10 protein-coding genes are annotated in these 12,160 nt (G+C 67.6%); 4 read left to right on the top strand and 6 right to left on the bottom strand.

Features of this window, described 5'->3' with window-relative positions; all coding sequences use genetic code 11:
• The 5 genes from ACN0V4_RS21205 to ACN0V4_RS21185 all read right to left on the bottom strand — a co-directional run.
• A partial coding sequence (locus ACN0V4_RS21205; RefSeq protein WP_417679862.1) for an FAD-dependent oxidoreductase occupies window positions 1-698 on the bottom strand: 698 nt, incomplete at its 3' end.
• A 1-nt stretch (window position 699) separates the two neighbouring features.
• A complete protein-coding gene (locus tag ACN0V4_RS21200; protein ID WP_417679860.1) occupies window positions 700-1,956 on the bottom strand; it encodes a dihydrolipoamide acetyltransferase family protein in 1,257 nt (418 codons plus the stop codon).
• Window position 1,957: 1 nt separating this feature from the next.
• Complete coding sequence (locus tag ACN0V4_RS21195; RefSeq protein ID WP_417679858.1) at window positions 1,958-2,974, bottom strand: alpha-ketoacid dehydrogenase subunit beta; 1,017 nt, start codon at window positions 2,972-2,974, stop codon at window positions 1,958-1,960.
• Window position 2,975: 1 nt separating this feature from the next.
• Window positions 2,976-4,229: a 3-methyl-2-oxobutanoate dehydrogenase (2-methylpropanoyl-transferring) subunit alpha gene (locus tag ACN0V4_RS21190; RefSeq protein ID WP_417679856.1), complete on the bottom strand. Its 1,254-nt coding sequence runs from the start codon at window positions 4,227-4,229 to the stop codon at window positions 2,976-2,978.
• Between the two features lie 51 nt (window positions 4,230-4,280).
• The gene (locus ACN0V4_RS21185; RefSeq protein WP_417679854.1) at window positions 4,281-4,556 is read right to left on the bottom strand and encodes a hypothetical protein; all 276 of its coding nucleotides are present in this window, start codon (window positions 4,554-4,556) and stop codon (window positions 4,281-4,283) included.
• 137 nt (window positions 4,557-4,693) lie between these two features.
• Between ACN0V4_RS21185 and ACN0V4_RS21180 the strand changes: the two genes are divergently transcribed.
• Entirely contained in the window at window positions 4,694-5,164 is a 471-nt protein-coding gene (locus ACN0V4_RS21180) for an Lrp/AsnC family transcriptional regulator (RefSeq protein WP_417679852.1), read from the top strand.
• A 162-nt stretch (window positions 5,165-5,326) separates the two neighbouring features.
• Here the strand turns inward: ACN0V4_RS21180 and ACN0V4_RS21175 are convergent, their stop codons facing one another.
• Window positions 5,327-7,231 (bottom strand): sigma-54-dependent Fis family transcriptional regulator, encoded by a 1,905-nt coding sequence (locus tag ACN0V4_RS21175; RefSeq protein ID WP_417679850.1) that lies wholly within the window; start codon window positions 7,229-7,231, stop codon window positions 5,327-5,329.
• 521 nt (window positions 7,232-7,752) lie between these two features.
• On the opposite strand from ACN0V4_RS21175, the gene ACN0V4_RS21170 reads away from it, so the two are divergent.
• The 3 genes from ACN0V4_RS21170 to ACN0V4_RS21160 form a co-directional block, all read left to right on the top strand.
• Entirely contained in the window at window positions 7,753-9,021 is a 1,269-nt protein-coding gene (locus ACN0V4_RS21170; protein ID WP_417679848.1) for a CobW family GTP-binding protein, read from the top strand.
• Window positions 9,022-9,045: 24 nt separating this feature from the next.
• Window positions 9,046-10,332: an RNA polymerase sigma-54 factor gene (locus ACN0V4_RS21165; protein WP_417679846.1), complete on the top strand. Its 1,287-nt coding sequence runs from the start codon at window positions 9,046-9,048 to the stop codon at window positions 10,330-10,332.
• Between the two features lie 517 nt (window positions 10,333-10,849).
• Window positions 10,850-12,160: hydantoinase/oxoprolinase family protein (locus ACN0V4_RS21160; protein WP_417679844.1), on the top strand; the 1,311-nt coding region annotated here is incomplete at its 3' end.

Raw genomic sequence — 12,160 nt, 5'->3', positions numbered from 1 at the left:
ACCCGCACCCCCAGCTCTGCCAGCCGCGCCATCACCGGCCGGGTCAGCTCGGCGTCATATTGCGGCAGGATGCGCTCTGCCGCCTCGACCACCGTCACCCGGGTGCCGAGCTTGGCGAAGGCGGTGCCCAGTTCCAGCCCGATATAGCCGCCACCGACCACCGCAAGGCTGTCCGGCAAGACCTCCAGCGCCAGAGCGTCGGTCGAGGAGATCACCGGCCCGCCGAAGGGCAGCGCCGGCAGCTCCACCGGCTCCGACCCGGTGGCGATCACCAAAACCTCGGCCCGGATCATCACCGGCCCCTCGGGGGTTTCCACCACCGCGGTCTTGCCGTCGCGCAGCCGCGCCTCGCCCGTCACCAGCCGCACCTTGGCCTTGCGCAGCAGCGCCGCGACCCCGCCGGTCAGCCGATCGACGATCCCCTGGCTCCACCGCCGGGTCTGCGCCAGATCAAGCGTCGCGCCCGCCGCCGCAATCCCCATCTCGGGCCGATCGGTCAACGCGGCGATGCGGTGAAACTCCTCCGCCGCATGGATCAGCGCCTTGGAGGGGATGCAACCGACGTTCAGACAGGTGCCGCCGGGCGGGGCGCGGTCCACCACAACGGTGTCGACACCCAATTGCCCGGCGCGGATCGCGCAGACATAGCCGCCGGGACCGGCGCCGAGGATCAGCAGCTTGCAACTCATCTCGCGCATGTCAGGCCTCCACGAAGATCAGGGCGGGGGTTTCCAGCAGCGTCTTCAGCCGCTGGACGAAGACGGCAGCATCCCAGCCGTCGATCACCCGATGGTCGAAACTGCAGGAGATGTTCATCATCCTGCGCGGCTCGAAGGCGGTGCCGTTCCAATGCGGGCGCACTGCCATGCGGTTGACCCCCACGATCGCCACCTCGGGCGCGTTCAGGATCGGCGTGGTGGCGATCGCCCCCAGCGCACCGAGCGAGGTGATGGTGATGGTCGATCCGGTCAGCTCCTCGCGCCGGGCGGTGCCGTCGCGCGCCGCCTCGGCCAGCCGGGCGATCTCGGCCCCGGCCTCGCGCAGCGTCAGCGCCTCGGCGTGGCGCAGCACCGGCACCATCAGCCCGGCGTCTGTCTGCGCCGCGATCCCCACATGCACCCCGCCGAAGCGGCGGATCACCCCGGCCTCGGCATCGTAATGGGCATTCAGCGTCGGCTGCTCGCGCAGCGCCCGCACCATGGCGCGAACGAGAAAGGGCAGAACCGTCAGCTTGGGGCCGCCTTCGGCGTTCATCCGGCCGCGCAGATCCTCCAGCGCGGTGGCGTCCACCTCTTCGACGATGGTGATATGTGGAATCCTGTTGGCGGTCTCCATCCGTTCGGAAATCCGTCGGCGCAGACCGATCACCCGGATCTCCTCGACGCTCTCGTCGGAGCGGGCGCCGGCGGGGGCCGGAATGCCGCCAGAGGCGATATAGGCAGAGAGGTCATCCTGGGTGATCCGACCCGCCGGCCCGCTGCCGCGCACCAGCCGCAGATCCACCCCGGCCTCGCGCGCGCGGGCACGGACCGATGGGGGTGCGAGCGGACGCTCGCCCTCGGGACGCAGCGGGGCGACCGGGCTGGCAGAGGACGCGACCGGCTGCTCGGGGGCCACTGACGACGGGGCAGCGGCCTTGGGAGCCGCCTGAACCGGCGCTTCTTCCGCCGGGGCGACTGGGGCGGCGTCTTCCTCCCCGGTCCAGTTGCCGGGCCCGTCGACCTCCAGCCGGATCAGCTCGGCGCCGACGGCGACGATGTCGCCCTCTGCCGCGCCCAGCCAGACCACCTTGCCAGAGATCGGCGAGGGCACCTCGACCGTGGCCTTGTCGGTCATCAGCGCCGCCAGCGGATCGTCCTCGCGCACCTGCTGACCGAGGGCGACCAGCCATTCGGCAACCTCGGTCTCGGCGATGCCCTCGCCGATATCGGGAACGCGGATCGAATGAATGCCCATCTCAGACCTCCTCAACCAGCCGGCGCAAGGCCTCGCCCACCCGCTCGGGCCCGGGGAAATAGCGCCATTCGTGCACATGCGGATAGGGCGTGTCCCAGCCCGCGACCCGCATCACCGGGGCCTCGAGATGATAGAAGCATTCGGCCTGCACCAGCGCCGCCAACTCGGCCCCGAAGCCCGAGGTCAGCGTCGCCTCGTGCAGCACCAGACAGCGGCCGGTCTTTTTCACCGAGGCTGTCACCGTCTCAAGATCCAGCGGCAGCAGGGTGCGCAGGTCGATCACCTCGGCGTCGATGCCCGTCTCCTCGGCCGCGGCCAGCGCCACATGCACCATGGTGCCATATGTCAGTACAGTCGCCGCCCGGCCCGGCCGCCGGATCGCCGCCTGTCCCAGCGGCACCAGATGGCGGCCCTCGGGCACCTCGCCCAGCTCATGCGTCTTCCAGGCGGTCACCGGACGGTCATGATGCCCGTCGAACGGCCCGTTATAGAGCCGCTTGGGTTCCAGAAAGATCACCGGATCGGGATCCTCGATCGCCGCCATCAGCAGGCCCTTGGCATCCTGCGGGTTCGACGGCACCACCGTCTTCAGCCCGGTGACATGGGTGAACAGCGCCTCGGGGCTCTGACTGTGGGTCTGGGCGCCGAAGATGCCGCCGCCGGTCGGCATCCGCACCACCATCGGACAGGTGAACTCCCCAGCCGAGCGATAGCGCAGCCGCGCCGCCTCGGACACGATCTGGTCATAGCCCGGATACATGTAGTCGGCGAATTGGATCTCCACCACCGGCCGCAGCCCATAGGCCGCCATGCCGACGCCGGCGCCGATGATGCCCAGTTCGGAAATCGGCGTATCGAAACAGCGGGTGGCGCCGTATTTCTTCTGCAAGCCGGCGGTGCAGCGGAATACGCCGCCGAAATAGCCGACGTCCTCGCCGAAGACGACGACACGCTCGTCCCCGGCCATGGCCACGTCCAGCGCGTCGCGGATCGCCTCGATCATCGTCATGCGTGCCATGTCAGAACCCCGCTTCCTGGCGCTGCCGCAACAGATGCGGCGGCATCTCGGCATAGACGTCCTCGAACATGTCGCGCGGGCTGGGGTGCAGCCCGTGATGCAGCGTGCCGATCGCCTCGGCCTCCTTCTGCGCGGCGATCACCTCGGCCATGACCTCGGCCTCGGCCTGGGCATGGCGTTCCTCGCTCCACTCGCCCAAGGCGATCAGATGGTTCTTCAGCCGCAGGATCGGATCGCCCAGCGGCCAGGCGGCGCTTTCCTCGGCCGGGCGATAGGCCGAAGGGTCGTCCGAGGTCGAATGACCGCCGGCGCGATAGGTGACATATTCCACCAGCGTCGGACCCAGATTGCGCCGCGCCCGTTCCGCCGCCCATCGTGCCACCGCGCAGACGGCGAGGTAATCGTTGCCGTCGACCCGCAGCGACGGGATGCCAAAGCCGTGCCCGCGCGCCGCGAAGGTGCCAGAGCCGCCCCGCGCGATGCCCTGAAAGGTCGAGATCGCCCACTGGTTATTGACGATATTCAGCACCACCGGCGCCTTGTAGGTCGAGGCAAAGACGAGGGCCGCGTGAAAATCGCTCTCGGCGGTGGAGCCGTCGCCGATCCAGGCCGCCGCGATCTTGCGGTCGCCCGAGATCGCCGAGGCCATCGCCCAGCCCACCGCCTGGATGTATTGCGTCGCCAGATTGCCGGAGATCGAGAAGAACCCGTGGTCCTTCGACGAATAGAACACCGGCAACTGCCGCCCGCGCACCGGATCCCCGTCGTTGGAATAGACCTGGCACATCATGGTCTTGAGCGGGTAGCCCGAGGCCACCAGCAGCCCCGCCTGGCGATAGGTCGGGAAATTCATGTCGCCCGGGGCCAGCGCCCGCTGGAATGCGCAGGAGATCGCCTCCTCGCCCAGGTGCTGCATGTAGAAGGAGGTCTTTTGCTGCCGCTGCGCCGTCAGCATCCGCGCATCATAGGCGCGCAGGGTCAGCATGTGGCGCAGCCCCTGCTGCAACGCCGCGGCGTCCAGGTCCAGCGCCTCGGCCCAGGGGCCGACCGCGGCGCCGTCACGGTTCAGCACCCGGATGATGGTGAAGGCCAGATCGCGGATCGCCTCGGGGTCGGCATCGACCGGCGGGCGCCGGACCGTGCCGGCGCGCGGGATCTCCACATGCGAGAAATCGGGCTGGCCGCCCGGCCGAACCTCGGGTTCCGGCACGCTCAAACGGAGCGGCGGTAGGTCCGGGTCACTGTCTTGGTCCATCGAACGTCCTCCCGTTCATAGCCCGTCCATCCGGGCGAGATCGGCGGCAGATCAGGCCGAACCGGCCCGAAGACCGCCCTGCAGCCCCTGCACCCCGGGCATTCCGGCGATGCGGGCAAGATAGTTCTCGGCAGCGAAATTGTTGCGGGCGTCGAAATCGATCCGGATATCGGCAAGTGCCCCGGCATCTGCGGCGACAATCGACTGCCCCCCCGTCCCGGCGGAGACCGCCACACCGCAAAGCTGAAAGCCGCGGCGCCGCAGTTCGTCCAGCGCCCGGCTCAGGTGATCCAATGGCGCCGCCGAGGTGAAATGCGCGTAATGCACCGACCGTTCCTCCCTCTCAGTGCAGACAGGACCATATTCCCAGACCTTTCACGAAATTTGCTTTCGATTTTTTTGGCATTTCGCAGAGTTCCAAAATATCCTGCTGGAAAATGGCCAAGTTGAAAGAATATTCATTCATGGACCTCAGGCCCCTGGACGACATCGACCGCCGCATCCTGCGCGCTCTGCGCCGTGACGGGCGGCTCAGCAACAACCAGCTGGCCGAGGAAATCGGCCTGTCCCCCAGCCCCTGCTGGCAACGCACCCGCCGGCTGGAGGCCGAAGGATACATCAAGGGCTATACCGCCGTGCTGGATCAGGAAAAGCTGGGCGCGCCCGAAACGGTGATCATCGAAGTCACGCTGGATCGTCACGACGATATGGTTCTGGAAACCTTCGGCCAGGCGATGGCCGATCTGCCCGAGGTGCTTGAGGTCTATCTGACCACCGGCGAATACGACTATTACATCAAGGTCGCCGTCGACGGCACCAAAGGCTATGAGGAATTCCTGCGTCGCAAGCTCTATCGCGTGCCCGGCATCCAGCATTCGCGGTCGATCTTCACCCTGCGCTGCCTGAAACAAGGCGGCATCTCGGTACCGAGCTGACGACCTGCCCTGCCCGCCAATGCGTGACCGGTTCCCGGCTGCGCGCCTCCCTCCTGTTTCGGTGCTCGGGACGATCCCACGGCGCGGACCATCGCCTGGTCTCAGGATCAATGTCGGGACCGGGCCAGTTCGGCGGGACCGGACCCGGGGGTCACTTGGGCATCAGCGGCGTAGCTGGTCCAGGCCGTCCTTCAGCCCCAGCTTGTCGAGCCGGACATAGAGCGTGCTCTTGGCGATGCCGAGGTCGCGCGCAGCAGAGGTCAGATTGCCCCGGTTGCGCGCGATGGCCGCAAGGATCGTCTCGCGTTCCGCCTGTTGCAGCGGGGTGAGCGGCGCGCCATCCTCCACCCGGGGCTGTGCGGTCTGGCGCAATTCGCGCGGCAGATGCTCCGGGCCCAGCCTGTCACCGCCGCTTTCCAGGAACATGCCCTCAAGCACATTGCGCAGCTCCCGGATATTGCCCGGCCAGTCGTGACCGGCCAGCAGCGCCAACAGTTCCGGCGAAATCTCCGGCGCGGGGCAGTCATAGCGTTTGCCGATCTGCTTCAGCAGATGGGCGGCCAGTTCGGGCAGGTCATCGGCACGGTCGCGCAACGGCGACAGCTCCAGCGACGTCACCGCAATGCGATAGAACAGGTCCATGCGGAAATCGCCCTCGGCGGCGGCGGTCCTGAGATCGCGATTGGTCGCCGCGATCAATCGCAGCTTCACCTTGCGCGGCTCGTTCTCGCCGATCCGATAGACCTCGTTGGATTCCAGGACCCGCAACAGATGCGGCTGCAGGTCCAGCGGCATCTCGCCGATTTCGTCGAGAAACAGCGTGCCCCCGTTGGCCGCCTCGATCTTGCCAATCATGCCGCCGCGCCGCGCACCGGTAAAGGCGCCCTCGGCATAGCCGAACAGCTCCGAGGTCAGCAGCTCGCGCGAGAAACCGCCGCAATTGACCGCGATGAACGGGCCGCCGGCCTGTGGCCCGCTTTCGTGCAGCGCCTGGGCGAAGGCATCCTTACCGACCCCGGTTTCGCCCAGCAACAGCACCGGCGCCGGGCTTTTCGCCAGCAGCCGGGCCCGCCGCACCGCCTCGCGATAGACCGGGGCCTCGCCGATCAGCCGGTCGAAGGGATCGCTGCGCGGATCAGGGCGGGGCAGATCGCGCTGCGGTGTGCGGCGCACCACGGCAGAGCGGTCCGGCAGCACCAGGACCGCCCCCAGCCGCTGCCCGTCCAGCATGATCGGTTCGATCCAGTCGCGGTCGACCCAACCGGGCATGTTCTCGGGGGAAATCCGGCCCTTGCGCCAGGGCAGGGTCAGATCACGGATCGCCATGTGGCGGCCGCCGTGGTTCTTCGCCAGTTCGGTCATCAACTCTGCGGCGCGCTCGTTGGTCTTGATCGGGGCGCCGGTGCGGTCAAAGACGATGACCCCGTCGCGCCCCGGCGCCCGCAGCCGGTCGAGGCAATGGTCCAGCAGGCGGTAGCGCAATTTCAGATCGCGCTGCGCCAGCCGGTTTTCGATCCGCCCGGCGGCGGTGATCGCCAGCGACAGGCTGTGGCGGCTGTAGCTGGCGTTCAATCCCGAGATGTCGATGGCGCCGATGATCGCCCCGCTGGAGGGTTCGCGGATCACGCTGGCCGAGCAGGACCAGCGCTTGATCCCCGAGCAATAGTGTTCGGCCGAATGGATCTGGATCGGCTGGCCGATCTCGAGCGCGGTGCCGATGGCATTGGTGCCGCAAGCCTGTTCGCTCCAGTTCGCCCCCGGCATCAGGTGGATCGCCTCGGTGGGGCCGCGCAGCGAATTGTCCCCCTCGACGCTCAGCACGGCGCCGGCGGCATCGGTCAGCACCATCACCGTACCGGTCTCAAACAGGAAATCGCGGGCCGCCGCTATGACGCCGCTGCTGGCCTTCAGCAATTCGTCATTGTCGGTGAGCAGGTCATAGAGCGCATCGCCCATTGCCGGCGGCGGCGCGCCGTCGCGACCGGGATCGACGGCGCCATGACAGCGCCGCCAGGAATCGTCGATCAGCCGGCGCAAGGCATCCGAGCCGGTGTCCTGCCCTTTCATGAACCGATCCCAGGATGACATGATCTGAGGATCGTTTTCAGGACGTGAAAATCTTTGCCGCAAAGCCGTGCCCGGCATTCGGTACTCCCTCCCGTTTGAGTATGGCGGTTGTTGTTCCCGTGACGCGGGCCGCGTTCCCTCCCCGGAACTTTGCACCCGCCTCCGCCCCCATTTTCCGGGGGCGCACCATCAACTCTGACGTACCGTAACATCATTTCCATCACGGACGAAATACCTTGCTGGGCAGGCCTCTGCGCAGCGCTCCGATGCGGGCGACACAGCCGCCCCCGACCGCTTGCCAAAGGGATCGCGACGCGCCAGGTCGACGACCGCGATCTCTGCCCCCAGGCCCGCACGGCGCTGGTCGGTGCCCCGCCGCGACCGGCGTTCGAAATCCGGACGGTGGCGTCCGGACCCCGGACGGCGCCGCCCTCCGACCCGCCGCTAAGGGCTTGAGCTGCGGTGTCGTCGGGTTCACGGTAAGAAACCTGCTTCCCCTTGGGGAGAGAGGGAGGAGAAACATGGCTCAAAACGATTTTATCGCGGGGGAGACCGGGCGACCGGCGGCCGCCGGACGGGTGCCGGTCACGGTGCTGACGGGGTTTCTGGGGGCGGGGAAAACCACGCTGCTGAACGCTCTCGTCAATCGGCCGGATATGGCTGGCGTGGCGGTTTTCATCAACGAATTGGGCGATGTCGGCATTGATCACCACCTGGTCGAGCGAATCGATGACGCCCTGGTGATTCTCGATTCGGGCTGCCTGTGCTGCACCGTGCAGGGCGATCTGATGACCGCGCTGATGCGGCTGCACGACCGCATGGCGCGGCGCGAGATCGCCCCGGTCACCCGGGTGCTGATCGAAACCACCGGGTTGGCCGATCCCGGTCCGGTGCTGCGGGCGCTGATGGAGGATCGGCAGGTCTCGGCCCGCTATCGCTGTGACGGGATCCTGACCGTGGTGGATGTGACCCGCGCCCGCGACCAGATCGACCGCCACCGCGAGGCGATGGTTCAGATCAGCATGGCCGACCGGCTGCTGTTGTCGAAATGCGACCTGGCCGGACGGGTGGAACGCGATGCGGCGGATCGTGCGCTCACCGCCCTGAACCCCACCGCGCCCCGGGTGGTGCTGGATCGCGGCGTGGCGGAGCCGGCGGATCTGTTCTCCAGCGGGCTCTATGCGGCGGAAGAACGCCCGGCGGATCTGTCGGATTGGCTGGGGGGATCGCTCTGGCGCGGCGGATCAAAGGCACAGACCAGGTTTGCCGCGACCCTGCCGCCGACCAAACCGACACATCATTACGCAACGCCCCACAGCGGCCGCGTGCGCAGCTTCGTGATCACTTTCGACGATGCGCCGGGCTGGCGCGGGTTTTCCGTGGCCCTGGGAGAGATCCTGTCTGACTGGGCCGGCAAGCTGTTGCGGGTCAAGGGGCTGATGGCGCTGCCCGGGCTTGATGTGCCGATGGCTGTGCAATGCGTCGAAGATGTCGCCTATGCGCCGGTACGGCTCGACGCCTGGCCCAGAACCGGGCCGCTTGCCGACCGCTGCGGCCGGCTGGTGTTCATCGGCGAGGATCTGGGCGACGAGGACGAGGCGCAGATCCGTGCTCGGCTGGCGCGGGTGCCGGGTGACCGCGACGCATTGCGCCGGCTGGCGGGGTGTCGTGGGTTGCCGACCCGCAACTGGCTGTCCGAGCGGTTGCCGCTGACCCCGCGCGCGGGGCTGGTGTCCGACGCCTTCGTGATCCAGCCGCGTTTTCTGGGCGAGGCGCGCGGCCATGGCTGATCCGCGCCGGGGAGCAGGCCGGGAATGATCGGACTTCGTCTGCATCAGACCACTTCTCAACGCATGTCTCAGGTGATGCAGCGGGCGATGGGGCTGTTGCAGATGGATCATGCCGATCTGGCCGGCTTCCTGATCGGTGAGGCCGCGGCCAACCCCTGTCTGCAGATCACCCTGCCCCAGCCCGAGTCAGAGCCGCGACCGGCACCGCGGCATTGGCGTCTGGCCCTGCTGGGCAGCGGCGAGGAGGTCGACCGGCTGACCGCCCGGGCCGAGGGGCTCTATGCCCATGTGATGCGCCAGATCGGCCTGCTGTTCCGCAGCCCCGAGGACATCCGCATCGCCACGCTCTTTGCCGAGGCGCTGGAGCCGAGTGGCTGGTTGGGCTGCGAGACGGCCGAGGTGGCGCGGCAGGCGGGGTGCAGCCTGTCCAAGGCCGAGGAGATCCTCGCGCGGTTGCGGCAGATGGACCCCGCCGGCCTGTTCGCGCGGACCCTGGCGGAATGCTTGCGGCTGCAATTGCTGGATCAGGACGCGCTGAGCGCGCCGATGGAACGGCTGCTCGAGGTGCTGCCGCTGCTGGCGCGGGGTGACAGTGCCGGACTGCTGGCGCAATGCGGCATCGGAGCCGAGGCGCTCGCGGTGCTGGTCACCCGGCTGCGGCGACTGGATCCCAAGCCCGGCACCCGCTTTGACGATGCTCCGGCGCTGCGCCGGGCCCCCGATCTGGTCGCCGAGCGCGATGACGAGGGGCAATGGCAGGTGTCGCTCAATACCGCGACCGCGCCGCAGGTCGCGGTGCTGCCGCTATCCGGGGCCGAGCACCGCGCCGCCAGGGCCGAGGCGCGCTGGCTCGAACGGACGCTGAGCCGACGCAACGCGCTGGTGCTCAGGGTCGCGGCGCATGTGCTGTCGGCGCAACGGGCATTTCTGGAACAGGGCGCGACGCATCTGCGCCCGCTGAGCTGCGCCGATGTTGCCGCGGCGCTCGGCCTGCATGAAACAACCGTCAACCGCGTCCGCAACGGCCTGCTGGTGCAAACCCCGTCCGGGGTGCTGCCGCTGCGGGCATTCTTCGCGCGCGGCGGCACCACTCAGGGCGATGGCAACCGGATTCCGGCAGCGGCGCTGTCGGCGCTGATCGCCGAGCTGATCGCCGGCGAGGATCCGGATGCGCCGCTGACGGATCAGGCCATCGCAGAGCGGCTTGCCAAGCGAGGGATCGACGTATCGAGACGAACGGTTGCGAACCGGCGGCGCGATGCGGGATATTCCGCCGCCGCCGAGCGGGGAAGGCCGTCTGGGCGGCTCTGAGCACCGGCGCACCGACGCAGCGGCGCTTTCCATCTGACAAAAGCAAATCGATGCGGCGGCCATGACAGCCGCACCGGCAGCCGGTCGGCCACAGGCAATCTGCCGGACCTCCATACTGCCCCCCTGCCCCGTCGTTTTCCCCCGATGCCATCAACGCCGGCTGTAGCGCGACCGGGCCGCTTGCCGGCGGTTGTGCGGGCCGTCCCGACCCGTCCGGATTTCGCGCCGGGGCCGGACGGCGACGTCCTGTCGCGGTTCGAAATCCGGACGCCGCCACCGGACGGCTCGCACGCAAAAAACCATCGAAAAGTTTTAAATCCATTGAGTTCATGATCTTGCGGGAAATTTTCGATGCCCGTCGCCGGGGTGGAACCTTTCCTGCTTCTCCCTTGGACAGGCTCGGCCCGGTCTCGGACGGAACAGGAGATCCGTTCGACGTACCCGACGAGCCCGGCGCAGCTGTTGCGCTGTCGGGGCCTGTTGGCCCGTGCAACAAAAACGGGAGGAGAAATGCACAATGGCATTTCAGATCAATATTGATAACGGCGGGACTCTGACCGACGTCTGCATCATGTCGGATGACGGCGTGAAGAAGACCAAGGTTCTGACCACGCCCTATGACCTGTCGAAGTGTTTCTTCGAAGGGCTGCAGAAGGCATCCGAAACCCTCTATGGCGCCGAGGACGTGAAGCGGCTGCTCGAAGAGGTGGATCTGATCCGCTATTCCACCACTCAGGGCACCAACGCGATCTGCGAACGCAAGGGGCCGAAGCTGGGCCTGATCCTCGACCGTGGCGCGGCCGATCTGCCGCAGGCGCTGCGCGCCCATGACCCCGATGTCTACGACGCGCTGGTCGGCGATCGGGTCGCCTTTGTCGACACCTCCGCGCTCGATACGCCGGAAGCCGAGGTCGATATCGTCAAGACCATCAACCAGCTCACTGCCAAGGGGGCCAACCGGCTGGTGGTCAGCTTTGGCGGCGCCAGCTTCCATGCCGCCGAAGATCTGGTGAAGAAGATCGTGCTGCGCAAATACCCCCGCCACCTGCTGGGGGCGGTGCCGGTGCTCTATGCCTCGGACCTGACGGTCGATCGCAACCCGGAACGTCGCGCCTGGTCGGCGCTGATCAACTCCTTCCTGCATACCTCGATGGAGGCGTTTCTCTATCAGGCGGAAAACCGGCTGCGCGACTATCGCACCAAGAACCCGCTGCTGATCTTCCGCAATGACGGCGACGCCTCGCGGGTGGCCAAGACGGTGGCGATCAAGACCTATTCCTCGGGTCCGCGCGGCGGCATGGAGGGGCTCAAGGCCTTCTCGGCGCTCTATGGGTTCCGTGACACCGTCTCGATCGACGTCGGCGGCACCACCACCGATATCGGCCAGTGCACCGAAGGCAAGGTCGCCGAGATCCGGCGTGGCAATGTCGAGGGGATCAGCGTGTCCTTCCCGCTGTGCGAGATTTCCAGCGCCGGGGCGGGTGGCAGTTCCGTCTTCAAGGGCAAGGACGGCAAGATCGCCATTGGTCCGGAAAGCGTCGGCGCCCTGCCGGGGCCGGCCTGCTTCGGTCGCGGCGGCAAGGAGGCGACGATCACCGACGCCAGCCTGCTGGCCGGTCTGCTTGACCCGACCTCCTATTTCGGCGGCGGCATGGGGCTTGATGCGGCGCGGGCCGAGGCGGCGGTGAGGACCAATGTGGCCGAGCCTCTGGGCCTCGATCTCGACGCTGCGGTGCTGGCGATGTCGGACGCTTTCGAGGCGAAGATCGCGGCCGAGTTGCACCGCTTCACCACCATCTCGCCCGATACCGTGATGATGGCCTTCGGC

This window comes from Pseudodonghicola sp. (assembly GCF_048268305.1).
Lineage (GTDB): Bacteria > Pseudomonadota > Alphaproteobacteria > Rhodobacterales > Rhodobacteraceae > Pseudodonghicola.
Note: the sequence above shows the minus strand (reverse complement) of the source record. Positions and strands in the feature narration are given on the sequence as shown.